Origin of the sequence: Streptococcus sp. GMD3S, assembly GCF_000298695.2 — a bacterium.
Classification (GTDB): Bacteria; Bacillota; Bacilli; order Lactobacillales; family Streptococcaceae; genus Streptococcus.
In genome coordinates this window covers 1-17,011 of the sequence record NZ_AJRC02000011.1, presented here as the reverse complement: position 1 = coordinate 17,011, position 17,011 = coordinate 1, and the positions used below count along the sequence as shown (strand labels likewise).

Genomic DNA, 17,011 nt, shown 5'->3' with positions numbered 1-17,011 from the left:
AATAAAGGAGATTTGAATGATGAAAGCTACATTCAAAAATGTCTTGTCTTTCGAATTTTGGCAAAAATTCGGTAAGGCTTTAATGGTGGTTATCGCCGTTATGCCAGCGGCGGGATTGATGATCTCAATCGGTAAATCAATCGTGATGATCGACCCAAACCTTGCTCCTCTAGTGATTACAGGTGGAATCCTTGAGCAAATTGGTTGGGGGGTTATCGGTAACCTTCATATCTTGTTTGCCCTTGCTATTGGGGGAAGCTGGGCAAAAGAACGTGCAGGTGGTGCATTTGCAGCCGGACTTGCTTTTATCTTGATTAACCGTATCACAGGTACTATCTTCGGTGTTACAGGTGATATGTTGAAAAACCCTGAAGCAATGGTTACTACCTTCTTTGGTGGTTCAATCAAGGTTGCTGACTACTTTATCAGCGTTCTTGAGGCACCAGCACTTAACATGGGGGTTTTCGTAGGGATTATCTCTGGTTTTGTTGGGGCAACAGCTTATAACAAATACTACAACTTCCGTAAACTTCCTGATGCCCTTTCATTCTTCAATGGTAAACGTTTCGTACCATTCGTCGTTATTCTTCGTTCAACTATTGCTGCAATTGTACTTGCTGCCTTTTGGCCAGTAGTTCAAACAGGTATCAACAACTTTGGTATTTGGATTGCCAACTCACAAGAAACTGCTCCAGTCCTTGCACCATTCTTGTATGGTACTTTGGAACGTTTGCTCTTGCCATTCGGTCTTCACCACATGTTGACAATCCCAATGAACTATACAGCTCTTGGTGGAACATACGAAGTGTTAACTGGTGCAGCAAAAGGAACACAAGTATTTGGTCAAGATCCGCTTTGGCTTGCTTGGGTAACTGACCTGGTTAACCTTAAAGGTTCAAATGCTGACCAATACCAACACCTTCTTACAACAGTCACTCCAGCTCGTTTCAAAGTTGGACAAATGATCGGTTCATTTGGTATCTTGATGGGTGTCATCGTTGCTATCTACCGCAATGTTGATGCTGACAAGAAACACCAATACAAGGGTATGATGATTGCGACAGCCCTTGCAACATTCTTGACAGGGGTTACTGAACCTATCGAGTATATGTTCATGTTCATCGCAACACCTCTTTACCTTGTTTATTCAGTAGTTCAAGGTGCTGCCTTTGCTATGGCAGATATTGTTCACCTTCGTGTCCACTCATTCGGTTCAATTGAATTCTTGACTCGTACACCATTGGCAATTAATGCTGGTATTGGTATGGATATCGTTAACTTTATCTGGGTAACTGTTCTCTTTGCGGTTATCATGTACTTCATTGCCAACTTCATGATCAAGAAATTCAACTACGCAACTCCAGGACGTAACGGAAACTACGAAACAGCTGAAGGGGCATCAGAAGAAGCAGCTCCTGGAACTCCAAAAGTTGCAGCAGCTTCTCAAGCCGTAAACATCATTAACCTTCTTGGTGGTCGTGCAAATATCGTAGATGTGGATGCATGTATGACTCGTCTTCGTGTAACTGTTAAAGACGCAGATCGCGTTGGTACTGAGGAACAATGGAAAGCAGAAGGAGCTATGGGTCTTGTCATGAAAGGACAAGGAGTCCAAGCTATCTACGGACCAAAAGCTGACGTATTGAAATCTGATATCCAAGATATCCTTGACTCAGGTGAAGTAATTCCTGAAACTCTTCCAAGTCAAATGACAGAAACTCAACAAAATACTGTACATTACAAGGGTGTAACTGAGGATATTTACTCAGTAGCTGACGGTCAAGTTGTTGCCTTGGAACAAGTGGAAGATCCAGTTTTTGCTCAAAAAATGATGGGTGATGGATTTGCAGTAGAGCCAGCAAATGGTAACATTGTATCTCCAGTTACTGGTACTGTATCAAGTATCTTCCCAACAAAACACGCTCTTGGTCTTGTCACTGACTCAGGTCTTGAAGTGCTTGTTCATATTGGTTTGGATACAGTAAGTCTTGAAGGAAAACCATTTACTGTTCATGTTTCTGAAGGACAAAAAGTGGCCGCTGGTGACCTTCTTGTCACAGCTGACTTGGATGCTATTCGAGAAGCAGGACGTAAAACATCAACAGTGGTTGTCTTTACAAATGGTGATGTCCTTAAATCAGTTAAATTAGAACAAACAGGTTCTCTTGCAGCTAAAACAGCAGTTGCTAAAGTAGAATTGTAATATACTTGAGGTTGGAAGCTGTTTTCCAACCTCTTGTTTTAGGAGAAAAGCATGAAATTTTTAACACTCAATACCCATAGTTGGATGGAGAAAGAAGCAGAAGAAAAATTCCAGCTCTTGCTCCAAGATATTCTTGATAAAGACTATGATTTGATTTGTTTCCAAGAAATCAATCAAGAAATGACTTCGCCTGAGGGAGAGGTTAACACTCACTATCAAGCTTTACCATCAGCAGAACCCATTCATCAGGATCACTATGTCCGACTCCTGGTCGAAAAATTGGCTGAGAAAGGGAAAAACTACTACTGGACTTGGGCTTACAATCATATTGGTTATGACCGCTACCATGAAGGTGTAGCTATCTTATCCAAAACACCTATCAAGGCGCGTGAGATTTTAGTATCAGATGTAGATGATCCAACGGACTACCATACTCGTCGCGTTGCCTTGGCTGAGACAGAGGTTGAAGGTAAGGAACTTGCTCTTGCAAGCGTTCATCTCTCTTGGTGGGATAAAGGTTTCCAAGAAGAATGGGCACGATTTGAGGCTGTACTAAAAGAGTTGAACAAACCTCTGATTTTAGCAGGTGATTTTAATAATCCAGCTGGTCAGGAAGGCTATCAAGCGATTTTAGCTAGCCCATTAGGATTGCAAGACGCGTTTGAAGTTGCGAAAGAAAGAAGTGGTAGCTATACCGTTCCACCAGAAATTGATGGTTGGAAAGGCAATACCGAGTCACTACGAATCGACTACGTCTTTACGACCAAAGAGTTAGAAGTAGAGAGTTTACAAGTAGTTTTTGATGGACAAAATAGTCCACAAGTCAGTGATCACTATGGTTTGAATGCTGTATTGACCTGGAAATAATGAAAGAGGTTGGAATCAGAGGTTCCAACCTTTTAATCTATTCGAATCTTTACTACAGGACTGAGACTCAAATGGGACTACTGCAATAGGATAAAATATGGTATAATTGAAAGGATAGAATCGAGGATAGTATGTCATTTAAGAAATTTCAATTTAAAAATTATATAGTAGAAGCCTTGGAGGAGTTAAAGTTTACGACTCCAACAGAGGTACAAGAAAAATTAATTCCTATTGTACTGGCAGGTCGTGATTTGGTGGGCGAGTCAAAAACTGGTTCAGGAAAGACTCATACTTTCTTGTTACCCATTTTCCAGCAATTAGATGAAACTAGCGATAGTGTGCAAGCAGTCATTACTGCTCCAAGTCGTGAGTTGGCTACTCAAATCTACCAAGCAGCTCGTCAGATTGCAGCTCACTCAGATGTCGAAGTTCGTGTGGTTAATTATGTAGGTGGTACGGATAAGGCGCGTCAGATTGAAAAACTTGCCAGCAACCAACCACATATCGTTATCGGAACGCCAGGTCGTATCTATGACTTGGTCAAATCTGGTGATTTGGCTATTCACAAGGCCAAGACCTTTGTAATTGATGAAGCCGATATGACCTTGGATATGGGATTCTTGGAAACCGTTGATAAGATTGCAGGGAGCCTTCCAAAAGACTTGCAATTCATGGTCTTTTCAGCGACGATTCCTCAAAAATTGCAACCGTTCTTGAAGAAATACTTGTCAAATCCTGTTATGGAAAAAATCAAGACTAAAACAGTTATCTCAGATACGATTGATAACTGGTTGATTTCGACCAAGGGCCGCGACAAGAATGCTCAAATTTATCAGTTGACTCAGTTGATGCAGCCTTATTTGGCAATGATTTTTGTTAACACAAAAACGCGTGCTGATGAGTTACATGCCTACTTGACTGCTCAAGGATTGAAGGTAGCTAAGATTCATGGAGATATTGCTCCTCGTGAACGCAAACGGATCATGAATCAGGTGAAAAATCTGGATTTTGAGTACATTGTTGCAACAGACTTGGCAGCGCGTGGAATTGACATTGAAGGGGTCAGCCATGTTATCAATGATGCCATTCCGCAAGACTTGTCTTTCTTTGTTCACCGTGTTGGACGAACTGGGCGCAACGGACTGCCTGGTACAGCGATTACCCTTTACCAGCCTAGTGATGACTCGGATATCCGTGAGTTGGAGAAATTAGGGATCAAGTTTACTCCTAAGATGGTCAAAGACGGAGAGTTTCAAGATACCTATGACCGTGATCGTCGTGCTAATCGTGAAAAGAAGCAGGATAAGCTTGATATTGAAATGATTGGCTTGGTTAAAAAGAAAAAGAAAAAAGTCAAACCTGGCTATAAGAAGAAGATTCAATGGGCGGTGGATGAAAAACGCCGCAAAACCAAGCGTGCTGAAAATCGCGCACGTGGGCGTGCTGAGCGAAAAGCCAAACGCCAAACATTTTAAAAACTCAGTAGAATCAGGTGATTCTACTGAGTTTTTATTTCCGGAAATATTCAAAGGAGATAATAATTATATATTTTAAATAATTTGATTTATAAAACAGTAATTGCTTTAAAACCTTTTTTAGAGCAATATTTTATTGAAATCATAAGGAAAAAAATTGAAAACTATACAAAATTGTGTTATCATACTATAAAACAATCGGATTATATCATTTGATCCGTGAAAAGAAAAGGGGACTTCTATGGATAAATCATTTATGAAACAACAACGTTTTTCATTCCGTAAAATGAAAGTTGGGTTGGCTTCTGTAGCAATTTTGTTTGCTTTTGCTCAGGTCGGACAAGTGTCTGCAGATGAAACAACACAACCGGCATCTACTTCAGCTGAAACAGTAAAGAAAACCGAAGCAAATAAATCGGCAGTCGAAGCTGCTGTAGCAGAAATTAAAGCTGATGAGGCGAAACCAGTCGTTAACCAATCAGATGCAAAACCTGGAGAACTTGTTGATGTTTCTAAGAAGGTTTCACCTATTGACGTGAAAGAACGCCAAGAAGGTGATCAAAAGATTCATGAAGAAACTGCAACAGTTGAAGTCACAAAGACAGAAGTGGCACCTGTAAAAAGTGAAGAACTTCCTGCTCCAAAGACTGAAACAACTGAGAGTACAGTGAGTGGGAAAGATGAAGATGGAAATTCTTATACCCAATATGAACGTGTTGATAAAACAACTACAGTCGAAATCAAGAAAGCGACAAGAACGATTTCAAAATCTAACTCTGCCGATATCGTTTTTGTTGTTGACCGTTCAGCATCTATGTCTCGAACTATTGACACTGTCCGTAACAATATCAATGAGTTTGCAAGAAATCTTGCTAAAGATGGAGTAGCAGCACGTTTTGGATTAGCTACCTTTAGTGATGAAGTATATGGACGTATAGGTGGATTAGCAGATGAGGGTACAATTTTAACAAAATTTAATGAATCTTATTTTACCTCTGACCCAGCTGAGCTTGAAAAAGCCTTAGCAGGCATTAAGCTTGCACATGGTGGAGACTTCCCTGAAACATCTACACCTACTCTTACACAAATTGTTTCAACCTACGACTGGTCTAAGTCACCTAAAAATAAAAAGTTTGTCGTATTGTTGACAGATGCTCCAATGAAGGAGGATCCTTCAATTCCAACGATGGCGAATACTCTTGCGTCTTTGAAAGCCGCAAAAATCGAAAGAATTGTTGCAACTTCGACAGGGACCGATATTAGCTATAAAGATTTTGTATCTGAAGGTCGATTAATGAATATTAATCGTAACTTGGCTGATTCTTTAACTAAGGATGCAACTACATGGATTGTTGAAACTGTGACTGAAGGACACAATTACAAGGTAACGAAAGATAATTACCAATTTTACCTAGAACGTCGTACAACACTACCTGTTGCTCAGACAGGAAGTGCGACTCCAACTACCACAGTTCCAGTAGCTACAGCTTATAAAAAAGAAGTGGCGAAACTCCCTGATACAGGAAGTAATGATACAGCGAACTATGGTATTGTGGGACTTGGCCTCCTAATGGCTGGACTTGGCTTAACTGTAAGCAATAGAAAGTCTAAGGAACAGTAAGCCTAACTGGAAGATTGTTTGTTAAAACATTGTGAGGAAAAAGCAGATAAAAAATAGGTAGTTTGTAAACGAAGTATGCAGATAAGCACAGGTATGACCTTCTGTATTATGGAGTACAAGCCGAATTTTTATGACGAGAAAAGAGCCGTAAGGTTCTTTTTTCGATTTCGAGAAAATACTGCAAAAAAAAGTAAAAAGTGGTATAATGATAAGGTTATATAGTCCCGATAAGGTGGTAGGTATTCATTACTAGTAGTTTTCCTATCAGTACTTTGTAACTCTATAACAATATTTTTTAAGGGGGGACATTTTTATGTCAGAACGTAAATTATTCACGTCTGAATCTGTATCTGAGGGGCATCCGGATAAGATTGCAGACCAAATTTCAGATGCGATTTTGGATGCTATTTTAGCAAAGGATCCAGATGCGCACGTTGCTGCCGAGACAGCTGTATACACAGGTTCGGTCCATGTTTTTGGTGAAATTTCTACAAATGCTTATGTGGATATCAACCGTGTGGTTCGTGATACCATTGCAGAGATTGGTTATACCAATACAGAGTATGGTTTTTCTGCGGAGACGGTGGGAGTTCATCCGTCGCTTGTTGAGCAGTCACCAGATATCGCCCAAGGAGTTAACGAAGCCTTGGAAGTCCGTGGAAATGCAGATCAAGATCCGCTTGACTTGATTGGTGCTGGTGACCAAGGTCTTATGTTTGGATTTGCGGTGGATGAGACAGAAGAACTCATGCCATTGCCAATCTCACTCAGTCATAAGTTGGTTCGTCGTTTGGCAGAACTTCGTAAGTCTGGTGAAATCAGCTATCTCCGTCCAGATGCTAAATCACAAGTTACGGTTGAGTATGATGAAAATGACCGTCCGGTACGTGTGGACACAGTCGTTATTTCAACTCAGCACGATCCAGAAGTTAGCAATGAACAAATTCACAATGATGTGATTAACAAGGTTATCAAAGAGGTGATCCCAGCTTCTTACTTGGATGAGCAAACCAAATTCTTCATCAATCCAACTGGTCGCTTTGTAATCGGTGGACCTCAAGGGGACTCAGGTTTGACTGGTCGTAAGATTATCGTGGATACCTATGGTGGCTACTCTCGTCATGGTGGTGGTGCCTTCTCTGGTAAGGATGCGACGAAAGTGGACCGTTCAGCCTCTTATGCAGCTCGCTACATTGCCAAGAACATCGTTGCAGCAGGTCTTGCTAAGAAGGCAGAAGTGCAATTGGCTTATGCTATCGGGGTGGCGCAACCTGTTTCTGTTCGTATCGATACTTTTGGTACAGGAACAGTAGCTGAAAGCAAGCTTGAAAAAGCAGCGCGTCAAATCTTTGACCTTCGCCCTGCGGGAATTATCCAAATGCTGGATCTCAAACGTCCAATTTACCGTCAAACAGCGGCTTATGGACACATGGGACGTACAGATATTGACCTTCCATGGGAACGTTTGGATAAGGTAGATGCATTAAAAGAAGCTGTGAAATAAAACTAAAAGATTGGTAGCTGTGCACTGCCAATCTTTTTTGCAAAAGAAAACCAGCTTTTGGCTGGTCTTCTTATTTTATAGGGATTGAAATCTCAATCAATTTATCTGAATAAAGCGTCTTGATATTGGCTTCATCAATGCTTCCTTTGTCGATTTTACGTTTTAAGAAGAAGTCTTGGATAGTTTCGATTTCAGGTTCACGAATAGCACGGTGTTTGTTGGAAATGAGGATTTCATAGTGAAGCGGGGCTTGCGTGAAAACTACATCTGTGTTTCCAGCAGAATAGACCTCGACAAGAGTTGCGTCTGTGCTTTCTAATTGGCTTTTAACAAGTTGCGAGTGTGAATTAGTCGTGTTGATAAGCTTCATAACAGTTCCTCCGATTTTCTAATTCTATTATAGCACTTTTTGGATAAAATCGTGTATTTTAGCCAATTCCATGCTGGATTTTCCAAGCTTCAATTCCCCATTTATGGCTACCACGTTTGAGTTTTTCAATTGCTTCATCAATAGGGAACCAAGCAATATGATTGAAATCTTCCAATGGTTTTTGTGCTTCTTTGAAAGAAATAGCTTCATAGAGATACGCTGGATTGTAGTAGTAGGTATCACGGTGGCGAGAGTAGAAATACTCATCAGCTTGTCCGAAATAGCTTCCAATTTCAGCAGTAAAACCGAGTTCTTCGATGAGTTCTCTCTTCAGTGCTTCTTGATGGTCTTCTCCCGCTTCAATCTCTCCACCTGGCAAGAACCAAGCACCATTGGGAGCTTGGACTAAGACGATTTGTTTTTTCTCCGCATCAGGAATAACTGCGTACACACCATAGCGGGGCTGGTAGGTCACATTCTCTTTTTTTTCACCAAAAGTTGGGTTTGCCATTGCATTTTCCTCATTCTCTAGTATCTTTATTATTATCATAATGGACGAGGGGCAAGCTGTCAAGAATAAACCAACGAACTTGTGCAGAAAAAGCTACTTTGTTTGGATTAATATTTGTCTAGTTAAACTTTCCAGACCTAGCACTATAACTGGTATAATGAAAGAGAGGTGATTTTATGGCAGAATCAAGACTATTTCGTATCCTGTATCTACTTTTAGAAAAAGGCAGTACAACGGCTCCTGAATTATCCCGATTATTTGAAGTATCTGTACGAACGATTTATCGCGATATTGAGCGGTTGAGTATGGCGGGGATTCCTCTATATTCGATACCTGGGAAGTCAGGCGGAATCTTTTTAATGAAGGACTTTGTTCTGGATCGTACTCTCGTATCGGAGGATGAAAAATTAGAACTTCTATCAGCTTTGCAAGGAATTCAAGCCCTGACAAATGACAGGCAAGATTTGTTACTTGAAAAGTTGGAATCTATTTTTCAAGTTTCTACTAGCCCTTGGATAGAAGTAGATTTGACTGACTGGAGAAAGCGAGAAGGTCAAAAAGAATTATTTGATAACATCAAACATGCTATTCTAGAGAAAAGGCAACTGGTGATTACTTATCTAGGTGGGTGTAGTCAGAAAACGATTCGTACAGTCGAGCCCTTTAGACTCGTATTTAAAAAGAGAGATTGGTACCTTCATGCCTACTGTTGTTTGAAGGAAGAGTGGCGTTTTTTCAAATTGTCTAGAATTAGGAATTATCACCTAACAACTGAAACTGTGAAGCAGAAAAATGTGGAGGATTGGGTTGATGGTTCAGATCAAGTGGCACATCAAATCGAAGTTTCCTTGAAGTTTAGTCCCAAGCTTGCTTTCCGGGTTTATGAAGATTTTTCAGAAGATGAGATTAGCTTGGGGAAAGATGGGTGTTATTATGTCAAGACAGTCCTACCAGAGCATGAAAGTCTGTATACTTACCTCCTGTCTTATCTAGATGGGGTGGAAATACTCGCCCCCAATCATCTGAAGAAGGAATTGCTTTCTAGAGTAGAAAAAATCCAAAAACTTTACAAACCTTGACAAAAGATGTCAGGGTTTTGGTGCTATACTAGAGATAGAAAGGAGAGGAACCAAATGAAATACGAATGGAGAAAGGAAGCAAAAGATCTTTATCAAGTGAAAGCTAGTCCCAGCATCCTGCAGGTACTAGGTCAATCCTATATCGTGATTGATGGTAAAGGTGATCCAAATCAAGAAGATTTTTCAGAACGCGTAGGGGCCTTATATGCCTTAGCCTATGCGATAAAGATGAAGTATAAAAAAGCTCCTCTGGATGAGGTTTACACTGATTTTACTGTCTTTCCTTTAGAAGGTGTATGGAAAAAGGAGAAGGAGGGAGAACTGGTAAAAAGTGAGCTTTCTTATAGCATTATGATTGGGCAACCCGATTTTATTACGAGAGAACTATTTGAAAAAGCTTTGGAAGAGGTCAAAATCAAGAAGCCAAATATTCTCTATGAGGCTATTCGTTTTGAAATGATAGAAGAAGGCCAAAGCCTTGCTATGCTTCATGTAGGACCTTTTGATACTGAAAATGAGACTTTTGCAGAGATGGAGCATTTTTGTCAACTTCATAAACTCAAAAGAACTTCGGAAGTACACCGAGAAATTTATCTCACTAATCTTCATCGAACGGAGCCAAGCAAATTGAAAACAATTCTTCGCTATCAAGTTCAAGAAGAGAATTAAAAAAAGAACAGGAAATCTTGTTTCCTGTTCTTTTTATGAGATTTATTCTTCTATTTCAGAAGTAATCTCTTCTGTTTTTTCAGTTTTTTTAGCAGATTTGATTTGAATTTTGCCATTGTTTGTCATAACTGCCTTGAGGTCTTTTTCACTTGGATTTTCAAGGTAGTAGTCAGTGATGGCATCCTCGATATGGTCTTGAATAGTACGGCGGAGTGGACGCGCCCCCATTTTTGGATCATATCCCAAGTCAACCAACTTTTCTTTGACCTTGTCTGTCACATAGAGGTGGATATTGTTGCTAGAGAGGCGTTTGTTGACATCTGCAAGCATGAGTTCGACGATTTGGAGAAGGTTGTCCTTGCTGAGAGGTTTAAATTCGATAATGCCGTCAAAACGGTTCATAAACTCTGGGCTAAAGAAGTTTCCGAGTTCACCGAGAACAGAGTTGGTACGTCCTTCACGAGCCGCCCCAAAACCAACGCTGGCTTCGGCCTTACCCGTACCGGCATTTGAGGTCATGATAATGATAGCATCCTTAAAGCTAACTGTACGTCCTTGCCCATCTGTCAAACGACCATCGTCCAAGACTTGAAGGAACATGTGCATGACATCTGGGTGGGCTTTCTCGACCTCATCGAGAAGGATGAGTGAGTAAGGATTGCGACGAACTTTTTCCGTTAACTGACCAGCTTCATCGTAGCCTACATAGCCTGGAGGGGCTCCGACCAATTTAGCCACACTGTGTTTTTCCATGTATTCACTCATATCAAAGCGAATCATGCTGTCAGCAGAACCAAAGAGTTCAATGGCTAGTTGTTTAGAGAGTTCTGTCTTACCGACACCAGTTGGTCCGACAAAGAGGAAGCTTCCGATTGGGCGGTTAGGAGTTCCAAGTCCAACACGATTACGACGGATGGCTTTGGCAATCTTATCGACAGCTTCATCTTGCCCAATGACATGAGCTTTGAGGTCGTCTGCTAGATGGATAAGCTGAGACTGTTCTTTTTCTTTGAGTTCCCCAACAGGAATATTGGTTTTCTGCTCAATGATATGTTCGATGGTTTTCTCGCTGATGATTGGAGTATCCTGATCGGTCACCTTGTTCTTTTGCATTTCCTTGTACTTGGCAATCTGATCGCGGAAATAAGCAGCCTTTTCAAAATCTTCCTCTCGTGTAGCTTGAGCCTTGAGATTTTCAGCCTCAATCAAGCGCTGATCAATCACTTTAGGATCAACAAAGTTCAGCGTTAGATTCATCTTTGAACCAGCTTCGTCCAACAGGTCAATAGCCTTGTCTGGCAAGAAGCGGTCTTGGATATAGCGATTGGAAAGATTCGCAGCAGCTTCGATAGCAGCATCAGTGTACTTGACGTGATGGTAATCTTCGTATTTCTTTTGAACCCCTTTAAGGATGATAATGGTTTCTTCGACAGTTGGTTCATCTACCTTGACAGGCTGCATACGGCGCTCTAGAGCAGCATCTTTTTCAATGATGCGGTATTCATTGAGAGTAGTGGCACCAACCATTTGCAATTCACCACGGGCAAGGGCTGGTTTGAGGATATTGCCTGCATCCATATTGCCATCGCCAGCAGATCCTGCACCAACAATTTCATGGATTTCATCGATAAAGAGGATGATATCCTCACGTTTGCGAATTTCTTCCATGAGCTTTTGCATACGTTCTTCAAATTGGCCTCGAATCCCTGTTCCTTGGACTAGACTGACCACATCCAGACGGATGACCTGCTTGCCTTGAAGTTTATGGGGAACATCCCCATCGACAATCTTCTGAGCTAGACCTTCAACAACGGCTGTTTTACCAACACCTGGTTCTCCGATAAGGACAGGATTGTTCTTGGTTCGACGGTTGAGGATTTCGATAACGCGGATAATCTCCTCATCTCGACCGATAACAGGGTCAATATCTCCCCGACGAGCAATCTCAGTAATATTGATACCGTATTCCTCTAGGAGTCCTCTTTCTTGGCTAGGTGGTGTTTGAAGTGGGCCTCGGTTTTGAGGTCCATAACCACCGTTTCCTCCATATCCTCCACCAGATTGAGTTGGAGGGACGTTATTAGAAGAAGGTTTGAAATTGTTCAAATCATTGAAAAAGTCGCCGAAAGGATCAAAGTCATGATTGTTTAAGTCAGTCATTCCTTTAAAGAGGGTATTATTTGGATCTGTTTTGATAATTTTATAGCAATTTTGACAGAGATCAATTTGCTTTTGCTGTCCATTGATATTGGTATACAGATGAATTGTTGAGTCGTTAATTTTACAGTTTTGACAGAGCATACATCTACCTCATTTCATTCTTATTCTTGGTCTAAGAAAAAGGTCAAGAATAGTCAAAGTTTTATACTCTCATTATAGCATGATTAAGGTGTAAAGCAAGTAAAAAGATTGGGAAGTGGTCGTTTTTAAAAGAAGGATTTATGGAGAATTAAGCAGCTTGAAGGTAAGAAAAAATCCCATTTGTGGTGACAAAAAGGATTCTCATTCATCGGGACTTACTGCCCGTTGTTTTTATATTAGTAAAGGAGTTCGTAGATCTCCATTGCAATTAAATCAATGCTATCAAAGGTATAAGTTTCACGAGCTTCTACATCGCGAAGGGTGAAGAGTGATCCATTTTCTTCGTCGTGGCTGTATGCAACTTCTGCGACAACAACACCTTCACGTTCAAAATTACGTTTTAGATTTCCACCATCTTTTGTCATTGCTTCTAGGCGGTTAATGATTCTAACCAAATGTGATTCCATTTTGATTCTCCTCCATTTCTTATCGTTTCTATTTTACCATAAACAAGAGGTAGTTGACTAGAAAAAAACTGTGATTTCTCTCTATTTCTCTATTCTATCAAGTTAATTGTTAAAATCAGGGGAAAAAGGATTGCATTTTAATTCAATTCATGTTATAATCATACAATCTAATACATAGAAAGTTGATTGAATATGAATTTTTCTTTTTTACCAAAGTATTTACCATATTTTAACTATGGTGCTCTGATTACCGTATTGATTTCCATCCTTGTTGTCTGCTTAGGGACCATTATAGGTGTGTTACTGGCCTTTGCTCAACGTTCACACTTTAAACCGCTCGTTTGGTTTGCAAATGTGTATGTTTGGATCTTCCGTGGAACTCCGATGATGGTTCAAATAATGATTGCCTTTGCTCTTATGCATATCAATGCTCCGACTATCCAAGTGGGAATTTTAGGAGTTGATCTTTCTCGTTTGATTCCTGGTATTCTGATTATTTCTATGAATAGTGGAGCTTACGTTTCAGAAACTGTTCGTGCTGGGATCAATGCGGTTCCTAAAGGGCAGTTAGAGGCTGCTTACTCTCTTGGTATTCGTCCGAAAAATGCCATGCGTTATGTCATTTTGCCACAAGCTATCAAAAATATTCTTCCAGCTCTAGGAAATGAATTTATCACCATTATCAAGGATAGTTCCCTCTTGTCGGCGATTGGGGTGATGGAGTTGTGGAATGGTGCAACGACAGTAGCAACAACAACTTATTTACCATTGACTCCACTTTTATTTGCAGCCTTTTACTACTTGATTATGACCTCTGTTTTGACAGTAGCGTTGAAAGCATTTGAAAAACATATTGGACAAGGAGACAAGAAATAATGACAGAAACCTTGATTAAAATTGAAGAATTACATAAGTCTTTTGGGAAAAATGAAGTTTTAAAAGGCATCAATCTTGAGATTAAACGTGGAGAAGTTGTGGTCATTATCGGTCCGTCAGGTAGCGGGAAATCAACTCTCCTTCGTTCGATGAATCTCCTTGAAGAAGCAAGTAAAGGTAAGGTTATCTTTGAAGGAGTCGATATTACGGATAAGAAAAATGACCTTTTTACCATGCGTGAAAAGATGGGTATGGTATTCCAACAATTCAACCTCTTTCCCAATATGACAGTGATGGAAAATATCACTTTGTCACCAATTAAAACCAAAGGTGAAAGCAAGGAAGTTGCGAAGAAAAGAGCACAGGAACTGTTAGAAAAAGTTGGCTTGCCAGATAAGGCAACGACCTATCCACAGAGTTTGTCAGGTGGTCAGCAACAACGGATTGCTATCGCACGTGGACTGGCAATGGAGCCAGATGTTTTGCTCTTTGATGAGCCGACTTCAGCCCTAGACCCTGAGATGGTTGGAGAAGTTCTAGCTGTTATGCAAGACCTTGCCAAGTCAGGGATGACCATGGTGATTGTGACTCATGAAATGGGCTTTGCGCGTGAGGTAGCAGACCGTGTTATCTTTATGGCGGATGGGGTTGTTGTCGAAGATGGAACACCAGAGGAGATTTTCGATCAAACAAAAGAACAACGGACCAAGGAATTTTTGAGTAAGGTTTTGTAAGACCTCATTTTTAGAAGAAATGGAGTAGGCATCATGGCTTCCAGTAAAGAATATTTAGATTTTATTCTCGAACAGCTATCAGAGCTAGAGGAGATGAGTTATCGTCCAATGATGGGAGAGTATATCCTTTATTATCGTGGGAAGATTATTGGGGGAATCTATGATAATCGTTTGTTACTGAAGCCTGTGAAGGTGGTCATGGATCAACTGAGACAGAATAGGCTTGAACGTCCTTATGAAGGAGCTAAGGAGATGATTTTGATAGAAGACATTGAAGATAAGTCATTTCTAACGAGATTAATTAAGGAGATGTATGAAGTCTTACCGGCTCCAAAAGTCAAAAAGAAAGCGTGACAAGTTTACTTAGTATAAATAGGCATAAAAGCTCGATAAGGGCTTTTTCTTATAGTTTCAGACTATAAGGTCCATTAGGCAAGAAGTGTTAGAATGGCGAGTTATTTTTTGATATAATAGAGGATATTTGATAGAAAAGAGAAGAGATATGGCACAGATTATTGATGGGAAGGCTCTTGCAGCTAAGTTACAAGGACAGTTGGCTGAAAAGACGGCCAAACTAAAAGAAGAAACAGGTCTAGTTCCAGGATTGGTAGTGATTTTGGTGGGGGACAATCCTGCCAGCCAAGTCTACGTTCGCAACAAGGAACGGTCAGCTCTCGCTGCTGGCTTCCGTAGTGAAGTCGTGCGAGTTCCAGAGACCATTACCCAAGCTGAATTGTTAGACTTGATTGCCAAATACAATCAAGATACAGCTTGGCATGGGATTTTAGTTCAATTACCTTTGCCAAAACATATCGATGAAGAGGCAGTGTTATTAGCCATTGACCCCGAAAAAGACGTGGATGGTTTCCATCCCCTAAACATGGGTCGCCTCTGGTCTGGTCATCCAGTTATGATTCCTTCGACACCTGCAGGAATTATGGAAATGTTTCATGAATATGGGATTGATCTAGAAGGTAAAAATGCGGTTGTTATCGGTCGTTCAAATATCGTCGGGAAGCCGATGGCCCAGCTTCTTTTGGCTAAAAATGCGACTGTGACCTTGACCCACTCACGCACCCATCATCTTGCCAAGGTGGCTGCTAAGGCAGATATTCTAGTGGTTGCTATCGGTCGCGCTAAGTTTGTGACTGCTGACTTTGTCAAACCAGGAGCGGTTGTCATTGACGTTGGGATGAACCGAGATGAAAATGGCAAGCTTTGTGGAGATGTTGATTATGATGCTGTTGCACCACTTGCCAGCCACATCACACCTGTACCGGGTGGAGTTGGCCCTATGACGATTACCATGCTAATGGAGCAAACCTATCAGGCAGCGCTTCGAACACTAAACAAGGACTAGGAAGATGAAATTCGTATTTGACCTGGATGGAACGCTATCTTTTGACTACATGACCATAGATGAGGAGATTCAGCAGGTTCTTTTAAAGGCTGAAGATTATGGGCATGAGGTTGTGTTTGCCTCAGCTCGCTCTTATCGGGATTGTTTGGGTTTATTAGGCCCTGAACTCAGTCAGCGCTTGGTCATAGGGTTGAATGGCGGTGTAGCCTATCATTTGGGGAAGGGTATCTTTGAAAGGAATCTCGATGCTAGAGTTTATCAGGCGCTAGTGGATTATTGCCAGACTTATAATCTCCCTTTCTTTGTAGATGATTGCTTTGACTATAGTGGTCAGATTGTAGAGAAGATTCCATTTTTCTCAAGTGTGGATCCCCTAAAGGTAGCTCGTCATCAGAAACTCGAGGACTTGGGTACTCCGATTAAGGTAGTCGTTTATATGGGTGACCATGAGGATTTGCTTGATGATCTGCTTGGTCAGCTAGAAAGACTAGGACAGGCTCATCTGTCTTATCATGAGCATGAAAAGTGCCTTTATGTTAATCCCTTGGATACTCATAAGGCGACAACTGTTGAAAAGTTATGTGGGGAGAACTTCATCGCTTTTGGAAATGACCAAAACGATATTGAACTGTTTAAGACATCTCTTTATTCAGTTCAGATAGGCGATTTTGCTGGCCTTACTCCATATGCAGATGAAACGGTAGAGCAAAAAGGAGAACCTTCTCCAGCAGTGGCAGCTAAAATCTTACAGACTTTTGCGGAATTTAAGGGAAAATAGTGTAGAAGGAGGTTTGCCCCTCCTTTTGTAGTATAATGGAGTGAGGTGATTAGATGATTTTAAAAATTTATAATGGAGAATATAGTTTGCAATGGGATGGAATATATCACTTAGCACTAATTGATTATCCAAATATTCAAGAGTGGGAATTAGAAAAAATTGCTAAATTTATAGCTTACGAAAAACTTCATAAACG

Annotated in this window: 16 protein-coding genes and 1 pseudogene; 13 read left to right on the top strand and 4 right to left on the bottom strand. The window is 40.8% G+C overall.

Features of this window, described 5'->3' with window-relative positions; all coding sequences use genetic code 11:
- The first annotated feature begins 16 nt into the window (after nucleotides 1-16).
- The 5 genes from GMD3S_RS0206420 to metK all read left to right on the top strand — a co-directional run bounded on the left by GMD3S_RS0206420 (nucleotide 17) and on the right by metK (nucleotide 7,670).
- Nucleotides 17-2,203, top strand: coding sequence for a PTS transporter subunit IIBC (locus tag GMD3S_RS0206420; protein ID WP_000973832.1), 2,187 nt, complete (start codon nucleotides 17-19; stop codon nucleotides 2,201-2,203).
- 51 nt (nucleotides 2,204-2,254) lie between these two features.
- A complete protein-coding gene (locus GMD3S_RS0206415; protein ID WP_000670863.1) occupies nucleotides 2,255-3,070 on the top strand; it encodes an endonuclease/exonuclease/phosphatase family protein in 816 nt (271 codons plus the stop codon).
- A 131-nt stretch (nucleotides 3,071-3,201) separates the two neighbouring features.
- Entirely contained in the window at nucleotides 3,202-4,545 is a 1,344-nt protein-coding gene (locus GMD3S_RS0206410; RefSeq protein ID WP_008284610.1) for a DEAD/DEAH box helicase, read from the top strand.
- Between the two features lie 241 nt (nucleotides 4,546-4,786).
- Nucleotides 4,787-6,166 (top strand): VWA domain-containing protein, encoded by a 1,380-nt coding sequence (locus GMD3S_RS0206405; RefSeq protein WP_000361432.1) that lies wholly within the window; start codon nucleotides 4,787-4,789, stop codon nucleotides 6,164-6,166.
- A gap of 313 nt (nucleotides 6,167-6,479) precedes the next feature.
- The gene (gene metK, locus GMD3S_RS0206400) at nucleotides 6,480-7,670 is read left to right on the top strand and encodes a methionine adenosyltransferase (RefSeq protein ID WP_000003915.1); all 1,191 of its coding nucleotides are present in this window, start codon (nucleotides 6,480-6,482) and stop codon (nucleotides 7,668-7,670) included.
- 70 nt (nucleotides 7,671-7,740) lie between these two features.
- On the opposite strand, the gene GMD3S_RS0206395 is transcribed toward metK, so the two are convergent.
- Together GMD3S_RS0206395 and GMD3S_RS0206390 are read right to left on the bottom strand one after the other, a co-directional pair.
- A complete protein-coding gene (locus tag GMD3S_RS0206395; protein WP_000767205.1) occupies nucleotides 7,741-8,040 on the bottom strand; it encodes a DUF1827 family protein in 300 nt (99 codons plus the stop codon).
- Between the two features lie 58 nt (nucleotides 8,041-8,098).
- Entirely contained in the window at nucleotides 8,099-8,551 is a 453-nt protein-coding gene (locus GMD3S_RS0206390; protein ID WP_000013092.1) for an NUDIX hydrolase, read from the bottom strand.
- 176 nt (nucleotides 8,552-8,727) lie between these two features.
- On the opposite strand from GMD3S_RS0206390, the gene GMD3S_RS0206385 reads away from it, so the two are divergent.
- Together GMD3S_RS0206385 and GMD3S_RS0206380 are read left to right on the top strand one after the other, a co-directional pair.
- Entirely contained in the window at nucleotides 8,728-9,630 is a 903-nt protein-coding gene (locus GMD3S_RS0206385; RefSeq protein ID WP_000841080.1) for a helix-turn-helix transcriptional regulator, read from the top strand.
- A gap of 54 nt (nucleotides 9,631-9,684) precedes the next feature.
- On the top strand, nucleotides 9,685-10,299 hold the full coding sequence (locus tag GMD3S_RS0206380; protein ID WP_000873101.1) for a GyrI-like domain-containing protein: 615 nt from the start codon (nucleotides 9,685-9,687) through the stop codon (nucleotides 10,297-10,299).
- A 42-nt stretch (nucleotides 10,300-10,341) separates the two neighbouring features.
- On the opposite strand, the gene GMD3S_RS0206375 is transcribed toward GMD3S_RS0206380, so the two are convergent.
- Nucleotides 10,342-12,600, bottom strand: coding sequence for an ATP-dependent Clp protease ATP-binding subunit (locus GMD3S_RS0206375; RefSeq protein WP_000882483.1), 2,259 nt, complete (start codon nucleotides 12,598-12,600; stop codon nucleotides 10,342-10,344).
- Nucleotides 12,601-12,836: 236 nt separating this feature from the next.
- Complete coding sequence (locus tag GMD3S_RS0206370) at nucleotides 12,837-13,067, bottom strand: DUF1797 family protein (RefSeq protein WP_000443577.1); 231 nt, start codon at nucleotides 13,065-13,067, stop codon at nucleotides 12,837-12,839.
- Between the two features lie 192 nt (nucleotides 13,068-13,259).
- On the opposite strand from GMD3S_RS0206370, the gene GMD3S_RS0206365 reads away from it, so the two are divergent.
- The 6 genes and pseudogenes from GMD3S_RS0206365 to GMD3S_RS0206340 form a co-directional block, all read left to right on the top strand.
- Entirely contained in the window at nucleotides 13,260-13,943 is a 684-nt protein-coding gene (locus GMD3S_RS0206365; protein WP_001011620.1) for an amino acid ABC transporter permease, read from the top strand.
- Nucleotides 13,943-14,677: an amino acid ABC transporter ATP-binding protein gene (locus tag GMD3S_RS0206360; protein ID WP_000140928.1), complete on the top strand. Its 735-nt coding sequence runs from the start codon at nucleotides 13,943-13,945 to the stop codon at nucleotides 14,675-14,677. Before GMD3S_RS0206365 ends, GMD3S_RS0206360 begins: the two co-directional genes overlap by 1 nt.
- 33 nt (nucleotides 14,678-14,710) lie before the next feature.
- On the top strand, nucleotides 14,711-15,031 hold the full coding sequence (locus GMD3S_RS0206355) for a TfoX/Sxy family protein (protein WP_000168536.1): 321 nt from the start codon (nucleotides 14,711-14,713) through the stop codon (nucleotides 15,029-15,031).
- Nucleotides 15,032-15,179: 148 nt separating this feature from the next.
- Nucleotides 15,180-16,037 (top strand): bifunctional methylenetetrahydrofolate dehydrogenase/methenyltetrahydrofolate cyclohydrolase, encoded by an 858-nt coding sequence (locus GMD3S_RS0206350; RefSeq protein ID WP_000057229.1) that lies wholly within the window; start codon nucleotides 15,180-15,182, stop codon nucleotides 16,035-16,037.
- A 4-nt stretch (nucleotides 16,038-16,041) separates the two neighbouring features.
- A complete protein-coding gene (locus GMD3S_RS0206345) occupies nucleotides 16,042-16,815 on the top strand; it encodes an HAD hydrolase family protein (protein ID WP_000673627.1) in 774 nt (257 codons plus the stop codon).
- A 53-nt stretch (nucleotides 16,816-16,868) separates the two neighbouring features.
- Nucleotides 16,869-17,011: pseudogene (locus tag GMD3S_RS0206340) on the top strand (phosphate ABC transporter ATPase); the annotation flags it as partial.

Excerpts from the sequence above, each read along its gene's own strand:
- GMD3S_RS0206405 (WP_000361432.1), top strand. The coding sequence starts at position 4,787 with ATGGATAAATCATTTATGAAACAACAACGTTTTTCATTCCGTAAAATG.
- GMD3S_RS0206375 (WP_000882483.1), bottom strand. The coding sequence starts at position 12,600 with ATGCTCTGTCAAAACTGTAAAATTAACGACTCAACAATTCATCTGTAT.
- GMD3S_RS0206420 (WP_000973832.1), top strand. The coding sequence starts at position 17 with ATGATGAAAGCTACATTCAAAAATGTCTTGTCTTTCGAATTTTGGCAA.
- GMD3S_RS0206380 (WP_000873101.1), top strand. The coding sequence starts at position 9,685 with ATGAAATACGAATGGAGAAAGGAAGCAAAAGATCTTTATCAAGTGAAA.
- GMD3S_RS0206370 (WP_000443577.1), bottom strand. The coding sequence starts at position 13,067 with ATGGAATCACATTTGGTTAGAATCATTAACCGCCTAGAAGCAATGACA.
- GMD3S_RS0206345 (WP_000673627.1), top strand. The coding sequence starts at position 16,042 with ATGAAATTCGTATTTGACCTGGATGGAACGCTATCTTTTGACTACATG.
- GMD3S_RS0206360 (WP_000140928.1), top strand. The coding sequence starts at position 13,943 with ATGACAGAAACCTTGATTAAAATTGAAGAATTACATAAGTCTTTTGGG.
- GMD3S_RS0206355 (WP_000168536.1), top strand. The coding sequence starts at position 14,711 with ATGGCTTCCAGTAAAGAATATTTAGATTTTATTCTCGAACAGCTATCA.
- GMD3S_RS0206415 (WP_000670863.1), top strand. The coding sequence starts at position 2,255 with ATGAAATTTTTAACACTCAATACCCATAGTTGGATGGAGAAAGAAGCA.
- GMD3S_RS0206365 (WP_001011620.1), top strand. The coding sequence starts at position 13,260 with ATGAATTTTTCTTTTTTACCAAAGTATTTACCATATTTTAACTATGGT.
- GMD3S_RS0206390 (WP_000013092.1), bottom strand. The coding sequence starts at position 8,551 with ATGGCAAACCCAACTTTTGGTGAAAAAAAAGAGAATGTGACCTACCAG.
- GMD3S_RS0206395 (WP_000767205.1), bottom strand. The coding sequence starts at position 8,040 with ATGAAGCTTATCAACACGACTAATTCACACTCGCAACTTGTTAAAAGC.
- metK (WP_000003915.1), top strand. The coding sequence starts at position 6,480 with ATGTCAGAACGTAAATTATTCACGTCTGAATCTGTATCTGAGGGGCAT.
- GMD3S_RS0206350 (WP_000057229.1), top strand. The coding sequence starts at position 15,180 with ATGGCACAGATTATTGATGGGAAGGCTCTTGCAGCTAAGTTACAAGGA.
- GMD3S_RS0206385 (WP_000841080.1), top strand. The coding sequence starts at position 8,728 with ATGGCAGAATCAAGACTATTTCGTATCCTGTATCTACTTTTAGAAAAA.
- GMD3S_RS0206410 (WP_008284610.1), top strand. The coding sequence starts at position 3,202 with ATGTCATTTAAGAAATTTCAATTTAAAAATTATATAGTAGAAGCCTTG.